This window comes from Actinoplanes sp. NPDC051513, from assembly GCF_044454685.1.
GTDB lineage: Bacteria > Actinomycetota > Actinomycetes > Mycobacteriales > Micromonosporaceae > Actinoplanes.
This window is the reverse complement of sequence record NZ_JBITDW010000006.1, coordinates 396,193-412,011: the sequence shown is the minus strand read 5'-3', so window position 1 is coordinate 412,011 and position 15,819 is coordinate 396,193. Positions and strand designations below refer to the sequence as shown.

Annotated in this window: 14 protein-coding genes; 1 reads left to right on the top strand and 13 read right to left on the bottom strand. The window is 69.7% G+C overall.

The annotated features are described in order from the left end of the window. Positions 1 to 138 precede the first annotated feature (138 nt). On the top strand, positions 139 to 921 hold the full coding sequence (locus ACIA5D_RS22415; protein ID WP_396032080.1) for a class I SAM-dependent methyltransferase: 783 nt from the start codon (positions 139 to 141) through the stop codon (positions 919 to 921). A 45-nt stretch (positions 922 to 966) separates the two neighbouring features. On the opposite strand, the gene metK is transcribed toward ACIA5D_RS22415, so the two are convergent. The 13 genes from metK to pyrR all read right to left on the bottom strand — a co-directional run bounded on the left by metK (position 967) and on the right by pyrR (position 15,611). Next, complete coding sequence (gene metK / locus ACIA5D_RS22410) at positions 967 to 2,157, bottom strand: methionine adenosyltransferase (RefSeq protein WP_396032079.1); 1,191 nt, start codon at positions 2,155 to 2,157, stop codon at positions 967 to 969. Positions 2,158 to 2,243: 86 nt separating this feature from the next. Beyond that, on the bottom strand, positions 2,244 to 3,452 hold the full coding sequence (gene coaBC, locus ACIA5D_RS22405; RefSeq protein ID WP_396032197.1) for a bifunctional phosphopantothenoylcysteine decarboxylase/phosphopantothenate--cysteine ligase CoaBC: 1,209 nt from the start codon (positions 3,450 to 3,452) through the stop codon (positions 2,244 to 2,246). 164 nt (positions 3,453 to 3,616) lie between these two features. Continuing rightward, positions 3,617 to 3,880, bottom strand: a complete 264-nt coding sequence (gene rpoZ / locus ACIA5D_RS22400) for a DNA-directed RNA polymerase subunit omega (RefSeq protein WP_396032078.1) — start codon at positions 3,878 to 3,880, stop codon at positions 3,617 to 3,619. A 31-nt stretch (positions 3,881 to 3,911) separates the two neighbouring features. Then, a complete protein-coding gene (gene gmk / locus ACIA5D_RS22395) occupies positions 3,912 to 4,511 on the bottom strand; it encodes a guanylate kinase (protein ID WP_396032077.1) in 600 nt (199 codons plus the stop codon). A gap of 32 nt (positions 4,512 to 4,543) precedes the next feature. Next, positions 4,544 to 4,861 (bottom strand): integration host factor, actinobacterial type, encoded by a 318-nt coding sequence (gene mihF / locus ACIA5D_RS22390; RefSeq protein ID WP_203797403.1) that lies wholly within the window; start codon positions 4,859 to 4,861, stop codon positions 4,544 to 4,546. A 185-nt stretch (positions 4,862 to 5,046) separates the two neighbouring features. Next, entirely contained in the window at positions 5,047 to 5,877 is an 831-nt protein-coding gene (pyrF, locus tag ACIA5D_RS22385) for an orotidine-5'-phosphate decarboxylase (RefSeq protein WP_396032076.1), read from the bottom strand. A gap of 174 nt (positions 5,878 to 6,051) precedes the next feature. After that, positions 6,052 to 7,326, bottom strand: coding sequence for an adenosylmethionine--8-amino-7-oxononanoate transaminase (locus tag ACIA5D_RS22380; protein WP_396032075.1), 1,275 nt, complete (start codon positions 7,324 to 7,326; stop codon positions 6,052 to 6,054). Positions 7,327 to 7,384: 58 nt separating this feature from the next. After that, entirely contained in the window at positions 7,385 to 8,440 is a 1,056-nt protein-coding gene (locus ACIA5D_RS22375) for a quinone-dependent dihydroorotate dehydrogenase (RefSeq protein WP_396032074.1), read from the bottom strand. Then, positions 8,437 to 11,751: a carbamoyl-phosphate synthase large subunit gene (gene carB, locus ACIA5D_RS22370; protein WP_396032073.1), complete on the bottom strand. Its 3,315-nt coding sequence runs from the start codon at positions 11,749 to 11,751 to the stop codon at positions 8,437 to 8,439. Before carB ends, ACIA5D_RS22375 begins: the two co-directional genes overlap by 4 nt. Before the next feature lie 2 nt (positions 11,752 to 11,753). Then, positions 11,754 to 12,860: a glutamine-hydrolyzing carbamoyl-phosphate synthase small subunit gene (carA, locus tag ACIA5D_RS22365; RefSeq protein ID WP_396032072.1), complete on the bottom strand. Its 1,107-nt coding sequence runs from the start codon at positions 12,858 to 12,860 to the stop codon at positions 11,754 to 11,756. Further along, on the bottom strand, positions 12,857 to 14,122 hold the full coding sequence (locus ACIA5D_RS22360) for a dihydroorotase (RefSeq protein ID WP_396032071.1): 1,266 nt from the start codon (positions 14,120 to 14,122) through the stop codon (positions 12,857 to 12,859). The genes carA and ACIA5D_RS22360 overlap by 4 nt, the downstream gene beginning before the upstream one ends. Beyond that, positions 14,119 to 15,042 (bottom strand): aspartate carbamoyltransferase catalytic subunit, encoded by a 924-nt coding sequence (locus tag ACIA5D_RS22355; protein ID WP_396032070.1) that lies wholly within the window; start codon positions 15,040 to 15,042, stop codon positions 14,119 to 14,121. The genes ACIA5D_RS22360 and ACIA5D_RS22355 overlap by 4 nt, the downstream gene beginning before the upstream one ends. Continuing rightward, positions 15,039 to 15,611 carry a bifunctional pyr operon transcriptional regulator/uracil phosphoribosyltransferase PyrR gene (gene pyrR / locus ACIA5D_RS22350; protein WP_396032069.1) on the bottom strand — a complete coding sequence of 191 codons (573 nt, stop codon included), beginning with the start codon at positions 15,609 to 15,611 and terminating at the stop codon, positions 15,039 to 15,041. Before pyrR ends, ACIA5D_RS22355 begins: the two co-directional genes overlap by 4 nt. Positions 15,612 to 15,819: the final 208 nt, after the last annotated feature.

Sequence of the window (15,819 nt, the reverse complement as noted above, 5' to 3'; positions counted from 1 at the left end):
GCTCACCGCGCGCCGGCCCGCGGCCGCGGGGCGGGGCCGCCCCCCCCCCCCCCCCCCTTCGTTTTTTTTGGGGGGGGGGGGGGGGCCCCCCCCCCCCGCCCCCCCCCCCCCACTATAGGGCCGGAGAGGGAGCGCCCGATGAGCGACATCCACCAGCAACGCCAGGTAGCGGAGTCCTTCGGCGCCGACGCGGAGCGCTACGACCGCACCCGGCCGGGCTACCCTGACGAGGTGATCAAGCGAATCGTCGAGGCCGCTCCCGGCCCCGCCTTCCTCGATGTCGGCACCGGCACCGGCATCGCCGCGCGCCAGCTCCAGGCGGCCGGCGCGACCGTCCTCGGCCTCGACGTCGACGACCGCATGGCCGACCGGGCCCGCCGGCGGGGCCTCGAGGTCGAGGTCGCGAAGTTCGAGGACTGGGATCCCCGTGGCCGCACCTTCGACGGCGTCGTGGCCGCAACGACCTGGCATTGGATCGATCCGGTGAAAGGGGCCGCCAAAGCGGCAGAAATTCTGAAAAAGGGGGCGTCGCTCGCGCTGCTCTGGAACGTCTTCGAACCCGACCCCGACCTCAAGCGAGCCTTCGCCGAGATCAACGCGCGGATCCTCCCCGAAATCCCCAACCCCTACGCCAGCTCCGTCCCGATGGTCCAGGCCTACCAGGCCATCCCCGACAAGGCGATCGCCGGCCTCGACGCCAACGCCTTCCGGCAGCCCGAGCAATGGCGAACCGACTGGGATCTTGTCTACACGCGGGACGACTGGCTCAGCGTGATGCAGACCCACGGCGGCCTGGCCGCCCACATCACCCCGGAGAAGCTGGCCGAGCTCCTGGCCGCCACCGGCGAGGCCATCGACATCCACGGCGGCGCCGTGACGATGCACTACAGCACCCTGACCGTGAAGGCCGAGCGGGCATAACGCAAAGCGCCCCGGCAAAAAGCCGGGGCGCAAAAGCGGAAAACCTCAGGCAGCTGCGTTCTTCAGGTCTTGAGCGCGGTCGGTGTTCTCCCACAGCAGCTCCGGCACCTCACGCCCGAAGTGCCCGTAGGCGGCGGTCTGCTGGTAGATCGGCCGCAGCAGGTCGAGGTCGCGGATGATCGCGGCCGGACGCAGGTCGAACACCTCGCCGATGGCCTTCTCGATCCGCTCGACCGGCACGTTCTCGGTGCCGAACGTCTCGACGAACAACGAGACCGGGTGCGCCTTGCCGATCGCGTACGCGACCTGCGCCTCGCACCGCTCGGCCAGGCCGGCCGCCACGACGTTCTTGGCGACCCAGCGCATCGCGTACGCCGCCGAGCGGTCCACCTTGGACGGGTCCTTGCCGGAGAACGCGCCGCCGCCGTGGCGCGCGTACCCGCCGTACGTGTCAACAATGATCTTGCGGCCGGTGAGGCCGGCGTCGCCCATCGGGCCGCCGATCTCGAAGCGGCCGGTCGGGTTGACCAGCAGGCGGTAGCCCTCGGTGTCGATGCCGAGGCCTTCCAGCTCGGGCGCGATCACGTGCTCGCGGATGTCGGGCGTGAGCAGCGACTCGAGCGAGATGTCGGCCGCGTGCTGCGACGAGACGACCACCGTGTCGAGGCGGACCGGCTTGAGGCCGTCGTACTCGATGGTGACCTGGGTCTTGCCGTCGGGACGCAGGTAGGGGATCGTGCCGTCCTTGCGCGCCGTGGACAGGCGGCGGGCCAGGCGGTGGGCGAGCGCGATCGGCAGCGGCATCAGCTCGGGGGTCTCCGAGCAGGCGAAGCCGAACATCATGCCCTGGTCGCCGGCGCCCTGCGAGTCGAGGACGTGCTCGGAGTCACCCTCACGCAGCTCGAGAGCGCTGTCGACACCCTGGGCGATGTCGGGCGACTGCGCGCCGATGGAGACGCTCACGCCGCAGGAAGCGCCGTCGAACCCCTTCTTCGACGAGTCGTACCCGATGCGCAGGATGGTCTCGCGCACGATGCTCGGGATGTCGGCGTACGCCTGGGTGGTGACCTCGCCGGCCACGTGGACCTGGCCGGTGGTGATGAGCGTTTCCACCGCCACGCGGCTGCGCGGGTCCTGGGCCAGCAGGGCGTCGAGAATGCCGTCGCTGATCTGGTCAGCGATCTTGTCCGGGTGGCCTTCCGTGACCGACTCGGAGGTGAACAGGCGGCGTGCCACGGTGCTCCTCAGCTATTCGAAGTTCAAACGTATCGCGAGAGTGTAGTCACCACGCACGACAGAAGTCGCCGGGGTGCTGTGCCGTCTCACTGCCGCCGACCTGCTGTTTCCAGGAGCGCGGCAGCGCGGTCCAAAATCCTATCGGCCACATCTTCTTTGCGGAGTTCACCGAGAGTGGCGGTAGATCCGTCCGAACCGAGGATAGTCACGTCATTGTGGTCGGCTCCGAAGACCCGATCCACACCGACCTCGTTCACCACGATCAGATCGGCGCGCTTCTTGGTCAACTTAGCCCTGGCGTGCTCCAACGCGTCGTGGGTCTCGGCCGCGAACGCGACGAGCACCTGCCCCGGCCGCTTCGCCGCGCCGAGTTCGGCGGCGATGTCGGGGTTTGTCACGAGGACGATTGCCTCAGGCGTACCCGAATCGTCCTTTTTGATTTTCTGTGCCGCAATCGTGGCCGGCCGGAAGTCGGCGGGCGCGGCGGACATGACCACGATGTCGGCGTCGGCGGCGGCCTTCACGGTCGCCACCCGCAGCTCCTCGGTGGTACCCACGCGGGTGATCTCGGCGCCCGCCGGGTCGGGCAACGTGACGTTCGCCGCGATCAGCGTGACCCGCGCGCCTCGCGCCGCGGCGGCCTTCGCGAGCGCATATCCCTGCTTTCCGGACGACCGATTTCCGAGGAATCGCACCGGATCGAGCGGTTCGCGCGTCCCACCCGCCGTCACCACGACATGCCGTCCGGCAAGATCAAGATCAAGCCCGCGATTTCGTACGCGGAGAGCAAGCTCAAAGATCGTCTCGGGGTCGGGCAACCGACCCTTGCCCGTGTCCGCACCGGTGAGCCGCCCCACGGCCGGCTCGATCACGATCGCCCCACGCTCACGCAAGGTAGCCACGTTCGCACGCGTCGCGGCGTTCTCCCACATCTCGGTGTGCATGGCCGGCGCGTAGACGATCGGACAGGTCGCCGTGAGCAGGGTATTCGTCAGAAGATCGTCGGCGATCCCGTGCGCCGCCTTGGCCAGCAGGTCGGCCGTGGCCGGCGCGACGACCACCAAGCCGGCGTTGCGGCCGATCCGCACGTGCGGCACCTCGTGTGCGTCGTCCCACACCTCGGTGGCGACGGGCTTGCCGGAGAGCGCGGCCCAGGTGGGCGCCCCCACGAACCTCAGCGCCGAGGCGGTCGGCACCACCCGCACGCTGTGCCCCGACTCGGTGAAGAGCCGCAACAGCTCACACGCCTTGTAGGCGGCGATCCCGCCGCAGACCCCCAGGACGACCTCAGTCATAAACGCAATGATCCCGCGCCCCTCAGAGGGACGCGGGATCACCCACAACACTTGTGACGCGGCTGCCCCAAATGTGGGGCGTCCGGGGGCTCGGCCCCCGGAGCAGGCATCAATTCGTAGTGCCTTCGGTTCGCGCTTTTCGCGAACAGAATGCACCCGATCACCTACGGATTGTCCGTAGCCTCGGCGGTCAGGAGGCCGGCGTTGATCTCACGCATGGCGATCGAGAGCGGCTTCTCCTGCGGCGTGGTCTCGACGAGCGGGCCCACGTACTCGAGGAGGCCCTCACCGAGCTGGCTGTAGTAGGCGTTGATCTGGCGGGCGCGCTTGGCCGCGAAGATCACCAGCGAGTACTTCGACGAGGTCTTGTCGAGCAGCTCGTCGATCGGCGGGTTGGTGATGCCTTCGGGGTTGGCTACGGTTCCCACAGTTCAGAGATCCTTACTTAGGAATTTGGCCTTAACGCTCTGGAGCTTGCGCGGGCGTCAGAAACGATGAACCGAGCAATCCTACCAGCTCGTCCGCGGCCCGTTCGACGAAGTCGTTGACCACCGTTCGGTCGAATTCCTTCTCGGCGGCCAGTTCCTCGTCGGCGTGGGCCAGGCGACGGCGGATCGTCTCCTCGTCGTCCGTGCCTCGTCCGATCAGGCGGCGCTTGAGCTCCTCGACGCTCGGCGGCGCGAGGAACACCAGCTGCGCCTCGGGCATCGCGGCCCGCACCTGGCGGGCGCCCTGGAGATCGATCTTGAGCAGGACCGGCTGGCCCTGGCTCAACCAGCCCTCGACCTGCGCCCGGGGCGTGCCGTAGAGGTTGCCGGCGAACTCGGCCCACTCGAGCAGCTGACCGCCGTCGATCAGCCGCTGGAACTCACTCCTGGTCACGAAGTGGTAGTGCTCGCCGTCGGTCTCGTAGTCGCGCTTCTTCCGGGTCGTGACCGACACGGACAGCTTGATCCAAGGCGAGCGCGCCCGGATCAGCTCGATCACACTGTCTTTCCCGACCCCGGAAGGGCCGGAGAGGACGGTGAGGCGGGCTGCCGGGCGCGCGTCGTCATCCATGCTCACAGGCTCATTCAACACGAGCCCATGAGTCAGTTGGCAGCGAACTCCCCCAGGAGGGCCTTGCGCTGCTGGTCGCCGAGACCGCGCAGCCGGCGGCTGTCAGCGATCTTCAGCTTCTCCATGATCTGGGTCGCGCGGATCTTGCCGATGCCCGGCAGCGCCTGAAGCACGGCCGAGACCTTCAGCTTGCCGACGACTTCGTCGCCTTCCGCGCGGTCAAGCACAGCGGCGAGGGTGGTCTTGCCGGACTTGAGCTGTTCCTTCAGCTCAGCCCGAGCCTTGCGAACTTCCGCGGCCTTCTCCAGCGCTGCAGCGCGCTGCTCGGGGCTCAGTGACGGGAGCGGCACCAGTTCTCCTCAGGTCCCTATCGCGGCGGTAGTCGAATACCGGCGCTTCTGTGAAACGTGGTGTGCCAGGGAACCAAAGGGGCATGTGGTTCCCGGCGCGGGGAAAACTAGCGGTCAACGGCGCTTTCGGCAACGTGGGGGTACCCCCGACCCGGGTGTCCCCCGGCCTGATAAGCAGGCCCGTTTCACCCGAGAGCGGCGCGGCATTCGGCGACGGCACGCTCCGCGGCGTCTCTCAGCGCGGATACGGAAGGTCCCGCGTTGAGAACTTCCCGTGAGTACGACGGCAGCACGTTGCGCAGGCTTTCGCCGAAGACGGAGCGCAGGTCGGAGGGGGTCGCGCCCTGTGCTCCGAGGCCCGGAGCGAGCAACGGACCGTTCACTTGGGACAGGTCGTGCCCGGTCCGTCCGATCGTGGCGCCGACCACGAGACCAAGGTTGCCGAGCGGCTGGGCACCCGTGTTGACCTGGGAAATCTCATCGATCACGGCCTGCGCGACCGTCCGGCCGTCCGAAGCGAGGGCATGCTGGACGCTCGCTCCCTCCGGGTTGGACGTCAGCGCGAGGACGAACACGCCGGCGCCGTTGGCGGCCGCGAGGTCGAATGCCGGCTGCAACGACCCGACTCCGAGGTAGGGACTCACAGTAATCGCGTCGGCACACAGCGAACTCGCAGGATCAAGGTAGGCGGAGGCGTACGCGGCCATCGTCGAGCCGATGTCGCCGCGCTTCACGTCCAGCAGGACAAGTGCTCCGGCCTCGCGCAACTGTCGGATAGTTGACTCAAGAATGCCGATGCCACGTGACCCAAATCTCTCGAAAAACGCCGACTGCGGCTTCACCACGGCCACCCGATCGGCCAGTGCTTCGACGACCGTACGGGCGAAGCGTTCCAGGCCGGCCACGTCGTCGGTGAGCCCCCAGCGGGTGAGCAGAGCGGGGTGCGGATCGATGCCGACACACAGCGGCCCCCGCTTCCCGATGGCGTCCGTGAGCCGCAGTCCGAAGGTCTCCATCGCTGCGATACCTCTTCCGTGTCAGGTAGCCGCCACCGCGGCGGCGGCTCACGCGGTAGTGCGAGTGTCAGGTCGCCGCCACCCCGGCGGCGGCGCGAGCGGTGGTGCGGTTGTCGGGCGGCCGCGACCCGCGACCACCGTTGCCGGGCGGCCGCGACCCCGCGGCCGCGGTTCTCAGGTGGCCGCGACCGCCGCGGCGATCCCCGCGGCGATCCGGGCCACGTCGTCAGTCGACGCCACGTACGGCGGCATCGTGTAGATCAGGTCCCGGAACGGCCGCAGCCACACGCCCGCCTCGACGGCCGCGGCGGTCGCCTTGGCCATGTCCACCGGACGGTCGAGCTGCACGACGCCGATCGCGCCCAGGACCCGCACGTCGTCGACTCCCGGAACCCCGCGCAAGGGCTCCAGGCCGTCTCGGAGACCGCTTTCGATCACCCGTACGTGTGATCGCCAGTCCGTGTCGCGCAGCAGCCCCAGGGACGCGCCGGCGACCGCGCAGGCGAGCGGGTTGCCCATGAAGGTCGGACCGTGCGCGAGCCCGCCGCCGTCCCCCGAGGAGATCGCCTCGGCCACCGCGGTCGTGCAGAGGGTCGCCGCAAGGGTCAGATAGCCGCCCGTGAGCGCCTTGCCCACGCACATGATGTCCGGGCTGACCCCCGCGTGGTCCGCCCCGAAGAATTCGCCCGTGCGCCCGAATCCGGTGGCGATCTCATCGAAGATCAAGAAGGTTCCGTACGCGGCGGTCGCCTCCCGCAGCACCCGCAAGTACTCCGGATGGTGGAACCGCATCCCACCGGCCCCCTGCACGACCGGCTCGACGATCACGGCCGCGACGTCGTCCGTGTGCTCCGCGATCAGCGCCCGCAACCCATCGGCGTAGCCCTGATCGAAGTCGACCGGCGGCAGGTCCGCGAAGACCTGCAGCGGCAGCACACCCGTCCACAGCGAGTGCATCCCGCCGATCGGGTCGCACACGGTCATCGGGTGAAACGTGTCCCCGTGATATCCGCCACGCCAGGTCAGCAACCGCCGTCGCCGCGGTTTCCCGAGCGCGAGCTGAGCCTGCAGCGCCATCTTGATCGCGACTTCGACGCTCACCGACCCGGAGTCGGCGAGGAAAACGTGCTCGAGTCCGTCGGGCGCGAGCTCGACCAGCGTGGTGGCGAGCTCGATGGCCGGCTTGTGGGTGAGCCCGCCGAACATGACGTGGCTCATGCGTCCCGCCTGCTCGGCGAGCGCCGCGTCGAGCACCGGGTGCCGGTACCCGTGGATGGCCGCCCACCACGAGGACATCCCGTCGACCAGCTCCCGCCCGTCCGCGAGCCGCAGCCGGACCCCGTGGGCGCTCTCGACCAGATAGGGCTCGCTCCTGCCCGGCATCGGCCCGTAGGGATGCCAGACGTGTGCCCGATCCAGCGCCAGCAACGCGCGCTCGTCTCCACTCATGCCGCCCACCCCATTTCCGACATTTCTGATTCATCGGAAGCAACGGGCGGCATGGCGATCACCGAATCTCCACCGCACCGGCCCGGGCCCGCTGCGCCGCCGCCGCCCGTGCCGCGCCGCGCACCAGGGCAGGCCCGTGGTAGATAAAGCCGCTGTAGAGCTGCACCAGCGAGGCGCCCGCATCGAGCATGCGGAAGGCATCCTCGGGGCACATCACGCCGCCGACGCCGACGATCGGGAGCCGGCCGTCGGTCTCGGTGTGCACGAAGTGGACGATCTTGCGCGCCTTCTCGGTGAGCGGCCGGCCGGAGAGCCCGCCCTGCTCGGCGGCCCTCGGCTGGTCGGCCGCGGCCAGCCCGTCGCGGGCGAGCGTCGTGTTCGTGGCGATCACACCGGCCGCGCCGTGGCTCAGGCAGACCTCGAGGAGCTCGGCGATCGCCGGCTCGGTGAGGTCGGGCGCGATCTTCACGAGCACCGGCTTCTTCCCGACCAGGGCGCCCAGCAGGTCGGCGATCGCCGTCTTGTCCTGCAGGGCGCGCAGGCCCGGCGTGTTCGGCGACGACACGTTGACCGCGATGTAGTCGGCGTAGGGATGCAGCAGCTCGTAGGAGGCCAGGTAGTCCTCGACCGCCTCCTCGAGGGGCGTCACCTTGGACTTGCCGAGCGAGATGCCGAGCGGCACTCCCAGGTTGGATGAACGCAGCGGCCCCAGCGCGGCGAGGCGGGCCGCCAGCGCGGCCGCCCCCGCGTTGTTGAAGCCCATCCGGTTGATGATCGCCTCGCTGTCGCGCAGCCGGTACAGCCGGGGCTTGTCGTTGCCCGGCTGCGCCTTGGCGGTGACGGTACCGACCTCGACGAACCCGAACCCGAGCGCGGGCCACGCGGACAGCGCCACCCCGTTCTTGTCCATCCCGGCCGCCAGCCCGACCGCGTTCGGGAACCGCACTCCGAACACGTGGACCGGGTCATCGGTCGCGTAGCGCGCCCGCAGCACCGCGCGGACGCTCCCACCGAGCCGCGCGAGCCGGCCGAGCGTGAATTCGTGCGCCCTCTCGGCGTCGCCGCCGCCGACCCGGAACAGGACGGGCCGGACGGCGGACTCGAACAGGGTCATTTGCCACCCCGGAGAGCGGCGTGCAGCTCCTGCAGGGGGCGGACCGTCATGTCGCCGCGCATCAGGGCCTCGATGCCCATCACGGCCGCGGCCGCGCCCTGGGTCGTGGTGATGCTCGGGATGTCGGCCGTGACCGCGGCGCTGCGGATCTCGTAGCCGTCGGAGCGAGCGCTCGCGCCCGAGCCCTGCGGCGTGTTGATGATCATCGCGATCTCGCCCGCCAGGATCAGCGCCACCGCGTTCTGGCCGGGGCTCTCGAAGTGCTTGGGCACGATCTCGCAGGAGATGCCGTGCCGGCGCAGCACCTCGCCGGTGCCGGCCGTCGTCACGATCGTGAAGCCGAGGTCGGCGAGCCGCTTGATCGGGAAGATCATCGTGCGCTTGTCGCGGTTCGCGACCGAGACGAAGATCTTGCCGCTGGTCGGGAGCGACCCGTACGCGGCGGCCTGCGACTTGGCGAACGCCTGCCCGAAGCCGGCGTCGATGCCCATCACCTCGCCGGTCGACTTCATCTCGGGCCCGAGCAGGCTGTCGACGCCCTTGCCCGACGGGGTGCGGAACCGCTTGAACGGCAGCACCGCCTCCTTGATCGCGATCGGCGCGTTCTCCGGGGTCGTGCCGCCGTCGCCCTCGGGCAGCAGCAGGCCCTCCTCGCGCAGGGCGGCGATCGTGGCGCCGAGCATGATGCGAGCGGCCGCCTTGGCCAGCGGGACCGCGGTCGCCTTCGACACGAAGGGGACGGTGCGGGACGCGCGCGGGTTGGCCTCGAGCACGTAGAGGGTGTCGTCCTTGAGCGCGTACTGGACGTTGAGCAGGCCGCGCACCCCGACGCCGCGGGCGATTGCCTCGGTGTAGCGCCGCACCTCGGCCAGGTGCGAGCCGGCCAGGGTGACCGGGGGCAGCGAGCAGGACGAGTCGCCGGAGTGGATGCCGGCCTCCTCGATGTGCTCCATCACGCCGCCCAGGTAGACCTCGCCGGTGGCGTCGCAGAGCGCGTCCACGTCGATCTCGATGGCGTCGTCGAGGAAGCTGTCGACCAGCACCGGGTGGTCGGGCGAGATCTGGGTGGCCCGGTCGATGTAGCCGGCCAGCGTCGGCTCGTCGTACACGATCTCCATGCCCCGGCCGCCGAGCACGTACGACGGACGCACCAGCACCGGGTAGCCGATCGCGTCGGCGATCGCCTTGGCCTCCTCGAAGCTGGTGGCGGTGCCGTGGTCGGGCGAGCGGAGGCCGGCCTTGTGCAGCACCGCGCCGAACAGGCCGCGGTCCTCGGCCAGGTCGATCGACTCGGGCGAGGTGCCGACGATCGGGATGCCGGCCTTCTTGAGCCGGTTGGCGAGGCCGAGCGGGGTCTGGCCGCCCAGCTGCACGATCACGCCGACCACCCCGGGGCCGCCGGCCGCCTTGCCGGAGGTGTCCTCGGAGTGGAAGACCTCGAGCACGTCCTCGAAGGTCAGCGGCTCGAAATAGAGCCGGTCGGCGGTGTCGTAGTCGGTCGACACGGTCTCAGGGTTGCAGTTGACCATGACGGTCTCGTAATCGACGCCCCGCAACGCCATGACGGCGTGCACGCAGGAATAGTCGAACTCGATGCCCTGGCCGATCCGGTTCGGTCCGGAGCCCAGGATCAGGACCTTGGGGCGGTCGGACGGCGCGACCTCGGTCTCCTCGTCGTAGGACGAGTAGTGGTACGGCGTGTTCGCCTCGAACTCGGCGGCGCAGGTGTCGACGGTCTTGTAGACCGGCCGGATGCCCAGCCGGTGCCGCAGTATGCGCACGCCGTCCTCCCCGGCGAGCTCGGGCCGCAGCGCAGCGAGCTGCCGGTCGGAGAGTCCGGAGCGCTTGGCCCGGCGCAGCAGCTCCTCGTCCAGCACGGCGGCGTCCGAGATGTCGCGCCGCAGCTCGATCAGGCCCTGGATCTCCTCGAGGAACCACGGGTCGATCCCGCCGCTGGCCTCGAAGACCTGCTCGATGGTGGCGCCGAGCCGCAGCGCCCGCTCGACCGTGTAGAGGCGGCCGTCGTGCGGGATGCGCAGGGCCGCCAGAACCTCGTCGAGGGACCCGGCCGGATCCGGCTGGGTCCAGAACCCGGCCGCGGTCGTTTCGAGAGACCGCATCGCCTTGTTGAGCGCCTCGGCGAAGTTGCGGCCCAGCGACATCGCCTCGCCCACCGACTTCATCGTCGTGGTGAGCTCGGGGTCGGCGCCCGGGAACTTTTCGAACGCGAACCGCGGGATCTTCACGACCACGTAGTCGAGGGCCGGCTCGAAGGCGGCCGGGGTCTTGAGCGTGATGTCGTTCGGGATCTCGTCGAGCGTGTAGCCGATGGCCAGCTTCGCCGCGATCTTCGCGATCGGGAAGCCCGTCGCCTTGGACGCCAGCGCCGACGAGCGGGAGACCCGCGGGTTCATCTCGATGACGACCAGGCGGCCGTCGCTCGGGTTGACCGCGAACTGGATGTTGCAGCCGCCGGTGTCGACGCCGACTTCGCGCAGCACGGCGATGCCGAGGTCGCGCAGGTCCTGGTACTCCCGGTCGGTCAGGGTCATGGCCGGCGCGACGGTGACCGAGTCGCCGGTGTGCACGCCCATCGGGTCGATGTTCTCGATCGAGCAGACGACCACGACGTTGTCGTGCTTGTCGCGCATCAGCTCGAGCTCGTACTCCTTCCAGCCGAGCACGCTCTCCTCGATGAGCACCTCGTGCACCGGCGAGGCGGCCAGGCCGGCCCCCGCGATGCGCGACAGGTCCTCGGGGGTGTGCGCCATGCCCGATCCGAGCCCGCCCATGGTGAAGGACGGCCGGATCACCACCGGAAGACCAAGATCTTCGACGGTGGAGAGAACCTCCTCGAGCGAGTGGCAGACGCGCGACCGGGGCGTCTGCCCACCGGCGCGAGCCACGATGTCCTTGAACAGCTGCCGGTCCTCGCCGCGGCGGATCGCGTCGATGTTGGCGCCGATCAGCTCGACGCCGTACTTCTCGAGCACGCCGCTCTCGTGCAGGGCGACCGCGGTGTTCAGCGCGGTCTGCCCGCCCAGCGTGGGCAGGATCGCGTCGGGCCGCTCCTTGGCGATGACCAGCTCGACGAATTCCGGGGTGATCGGCTCGATGTAGGTGGCGTCGGCGAACTCGGGGTCGGTCATGATCGTGGCCGGGTTGGAGTTGACCAGCGAAACGCGCAGCCCTTCGGCGCGCAGCACCCGGCAGGCCTGGGTGCCGGAGTAGTCGAACTCGCAGGCCTGCCCGATGACGATCGGCCCGGAGCCGATCACCATCACGTGCTTGAGATCTTCACGCTTCGGCATGATCAGCCCTTCTTCTCGACGAGCTCGACGAACCTGTCGAACAGGTAGTCGGCGTCGTGCGGGCCGGCGGCGGCCTCGGGGTGGTACTGAACGGTGAACGCGGGGACGTCGATCCCCCGCAGGCCCTCGACCACGTTGTCGTTGAGGCAGACGTGCGACACCTCGACGCCGCCGAACTCGGTGTCGATCACCGTGTTCAGCGGGGCGTCGACCGCGAAGCCGTGGTTGTGCGAGGTGACCTCGACCTTGCCGGTGGTCTTGTCGAGCACCGGCTGGTTGATGCCGCGGTGGCCGTACCCGAGCTTGTAGGTGCCGAAGCCGAGCGCGCGGCCGAGGATCTGGCTGCCGAAGCAGATGCCGAACAGCGGCGTACGCCGGCGCATCACCTCGCGGGCCAGCGCCACCGGCCCGTCCGCGGTGGCCGGGTCGCCGGGGCCGGGCGAGAAGAAGACCGCGTCGGGGCTGACCGCGAGCAGATCCTCGATCGTCGACGAGGCCGGGAAGATGTGGGTCGTCACCCCGCGGGCGGCGAGCCGGCGGGCGACGTTGCGCTTGATCCCGAGGTCGAGCGCCGCCACCGTGTACCGGTGTTCACCGACGGCCGGAACGGTGTATTTATCCGGCGTTGAGACCTCAGCGGACAGATCGGCGCCAACCATCTGCGGCGACGACAAAACCCGCGTCAGCAGCGAAGCGGGGTCGAGATCCACGCTGGAGACCCCCACCCGCATCGCGCCGCGAGAGCGCAGGTGCCGGGTCAGCGCCCGGGTGTCGATCCTGCTGATCCCGACGATCCCCTCGGCCGCGAGCCGATCACCGAGGTCACCGGTCGAGCGCCAGTTCGACGGACGACGGGCCGGGTCACGCACGACATAGCCGGCCACCCAGATGCGAGAAGACTCGTCGTCCTGGTCGTTGACACCCGTGTTGCCGATCATCGGGGCGGTCTGCACGACCACCTGCCGGTGATAGGACGGGTCGGTCAGCGTCTCTTGGTAGCCGGTCATGCCGGTGGTGAAGACCGCCTCGCCGAACGTCTCCCCCAGGGCGCCATAGGCATTGCCCCGGAACGTTCGCCCATCCTCGAGCACGAGGATCGCTTTGCTCATTTCACAGCCTTCCCGTCGAGGACCGTCGGCTCTCCCCGGAGGAAGGTCGCGACGATGCGACCCGGCAGGGTGGTGCCCGTGTACGGCGTGTTGCGGCTGCGGCTCGCCAGCTCGCCCGGGTCGACGACCCGGCGGGCGGACGGGTCCACCAGCGTGAGGTTGGCCGGCGAGCCGGCCGCGAGGTCGGCGCCGTGCCCGGCCAACCCGGCGATCTTGGCCGGGGTGCGCGACATCCGGTCGGCGATCAGGTCCCACCGCTCGCCGAGGACGCTGATCACGATCGAGAGCGCGGTCTCGAGCCCGAGCATGCCGGGCCGGGCGTACGCCCACTCGCATTCCTTGTCCTCGACCGCGTGCGGGGCGTGGTCGGTCGCCACCACGTCGATGACGCCCTCCACGAGCGCCGCGCGCAGGGCGGCGACGTCGGCCGCCGTACGCAACGGGGGGTTGACCTTGAAAACCGGGTCGTAGGAGGCGGCCAGCTCGTCGGTGAGCAGCAGGTGATGCGGCGTCACCTCGGCGGTTACCCGGACGCCGCGGGCCTTGGCCTGGCGCAGCACCTCGACCGAGCCGGCGGTGGAGACGTGGCACACGTGCAGGCGGCTGCCGACGTGCTCGGCCAGCAGCACGTCGCGGGCGATGATCGCCTCCTCGGCGACGGCCGGCCAGCCGGTCAGGCCCAGGCGGGTGCTGACCTCGCCCTCGTGCATCTGCGCGCCCTCGGTGAGCCGCGGCTCCTCGGCGTGCTGGGCGATGATGCCGTCGAACGCCTTCACGTACTCCAGCGCCCGGCGCATCAGGCGCGGGTCGGCGACGCAGAAGCCGTCGTCCGAGAAGATCCGCACGCCGGCGGCGGAGGTCGCCATCGCGCCGAGCTCGGCGAGCTGCTTGCCGGCCAGCCCGACGGTGACCGCGCCGATCGGCTGCACGTCGACCAGCCCGGCCTCGCGGCCCAGGCGCCAGACCTGCTCGACGACGCCGGCGGTGTCGGCGACCGGCGACGTGTTCGCCATCGCGCAGACCGCGGTGTACCCGCCCAGGGCGGCCGCCCGGGAGCCGGTCTCGACGGTCTCGGCGTCTTCCCGGCCGGGCTCGCGCAGGTGGGTGTGCAGATCTACCAGGCCGGGCAGGGCCACCAGACCGGAGGCGTCGATGACCTGCGCGCCGGAAGCAGCCTCGGACGAGATCACCCCGTCGCGCAGAACCAGGTCGGCCGGCGCGGCGCCGAGAACCGAGACATTCCTCAAGACATACGAGCTCACGCCTTGCCCCCCAGCAGCAGATAGAGAACCGCCATGCGGGCACTGACCCCGTTGGCGACCTGTTCGACAATCGTGGATCGGGACGAATCAGCGACCTCGGGCGTGATCTCCATGCCCCGGTTCATCGGGCCCGGGTGCATGACGATCGCGTGTTCCGGCATCTTGCGCATGCGCGCGAGGTCGAGGCCGTAGCGCCGGCTGTACTCCCGCGCGGACGGGAAGTACGAGTCCTGCATGCGCTCGGTCTGCACCCGCAGCATCATCACGACGTCCATGTCGGGCAGGACGCTATCGAGGTCGTACGACACTTTTGTGGCCGGCGACAAAGCCGCGGAGATGTTCACCGGGATCAGCGTGGGCGGCCCGACCAGGGTCACCTGCGCGCCCAGCGTGGTGAGCAGCAGCACATTGGATCGCGCGACCCGGCTGTGCAGGACATCCCCGACAATTGCCACCCGCAGCCCGTCGAGACGACCGAGCCGCGACCGCATCGTGTACGCGTCGAGCAGCGCCTGCGTCGGGTGCTCGTGCGTGCCGTCGCCCGCGTTGATCACCGAGCCGTCCACCCAGGAGGCGAGCCGGTGCGGCGCGCCCGACGCGGAGTGCCGGATCACCACGGCGTCCGCGCCCATCGCCTGCAATGTGAGAGCGGTGTCCTTCAGGCTCTCACCCTTCGAGACGCTCGAGCCTTTCGCGGAAAAATTGATGACATCCGCCGAAAGCCGCTTGGCCGCCGCCTCGAACGAGATCCGGGTCCGGGTCGAGTCCTCGTAGAAGAGGTTCACCACGGTCCGCCCGCGCAGCGTCGGCAGCTTCTTGACCTCGCGGCCGGCCAGCGCCGCCATCTCGCCGGCGGTGTCCAGGATCAGGGTGGCGGTGGCCGCGTCCAGATCGGCGGCCGATCGCAGATGCTTGATCACGCTTGACCTCCATAGACGCCGCCAGCCAGCTTGACCTCGTCGAGCCCGTCGGTTTCGGTCAGCGAGACGCGCACGCTCTCGCTCAGCGCGGTCGGGATGTTCTTGCCCACGTAGTCGGCGCGGATCGGCAGCTGCCGGTGCCCGCGGTCGACCAGGACGGCGAGCTGCACCGAGCTGGGACGGCCGACGTCGTTGAGAGCGTCGAGCGCGGCTCGGACCGTACGCCCGGAAAAGAGCACGTCATCGACCAGAATGACGCGACGTCCGTCGATGCCGCCGCCCGGAAGCTCGGTCTTGCCGAGCGCCCGGGTGGCGTGCAGCCGCAGATCGTCGCGGTAGAGCGTGATGTCCAGGGAGCCCACGGGCACGTCGATGCCCTCGAAGGCGTGGATGCGGGCGGCCAGCCGCTTCGCGAGCGGGACGCCGCGGGTGGGGATGCCGAGAAGCACGGTGCCGGTGGCGCCCGACGTCTTCTCGAGAATCTGATGAGCGATCCGGTCGACGACCCGATGCAGGTCGGACCCGGTCAGAATGATCTTCGTGCTCGTGTCAGCGCGCGGCGAAGCCACGGCGGACCTCCTTCCCCGCCTCACGGGACGGGTCGTTAAAGGACGTCGACGGGAACCTCCAGGGGAGGTTGCCCGATGGCTGACGCTACGTTACCAGCGGCCGCAGCGTCGACCATGGTGACCTGCCCAACCTCCGGAATCAGTGGGACGAATCCGGCATAACCCCCATGGGCCGCACGACTCATCGGTAACCAACACTTGACCGGCG

What these genes read in the sequence shown, in the direction of transcription:
- ACIA5D_RS22415 (WP_396032080.1), top strand. Translation starts at nt 139, where the DNA reads ATGAGCGACATCCACCAGCAACGCCAGGTAGCGGAGTCCTTCGGCGCC.
- coaBC (WP_396032197.1), bottom strand. Translation starts at nt 3,452, where the DNA reads ATGACTGAGGTCGTCCTGGGGGTCTGCGGCGGGATCGCCGCCTACAAG.
- gmk (WP_396032077.1), bottom strand. Translation starts at nt 4,511, where the DNA reads ATGGATGACGACGCGCGCCCGGCAGCCCGCCTCACCGTCCTCTCCGGC.
- pyrF (WP_396032076.1), bottom strand. Translation starts at nt 5,877, where the DNA reads ATGGAGACCTTCGGACTGCGGCTCACGGACGCCATCGGGAAGCGGGGG.
- ACIA5D_RS22380 (WP_396032075.1), bottom strand. Translation starts at nt 7,326, where the DNA reads ATGAGTGGAGACGAGCGCGCGTTGCTGGCGCTGGATCGGGCACACGTC.
- ACIA5D_RS22375 (WP_396032074.1), bottom strand. Translation starts at nt 8,440, where the DNA reads ATGACCCTGTTCGAGTCCGCCGTCCGGCCCGTCCTGTTCCGGGTCGGC.
- carB (WP_396032073.1), bottom strand. Translation starts at nt 11,751, where the DNA reads ATGCCGAAGCGTGAAGATCTCAAGCACGTGATGGTGATCGGCTCCGGG.
- carA (WP_396032072.1), bottom strand. Translation starts at nt 12,860, where the DNA reads ATGAGCAAAGCGATCCTCGTGCTCGAGGATGGGCGAACGTTCCGGGGC.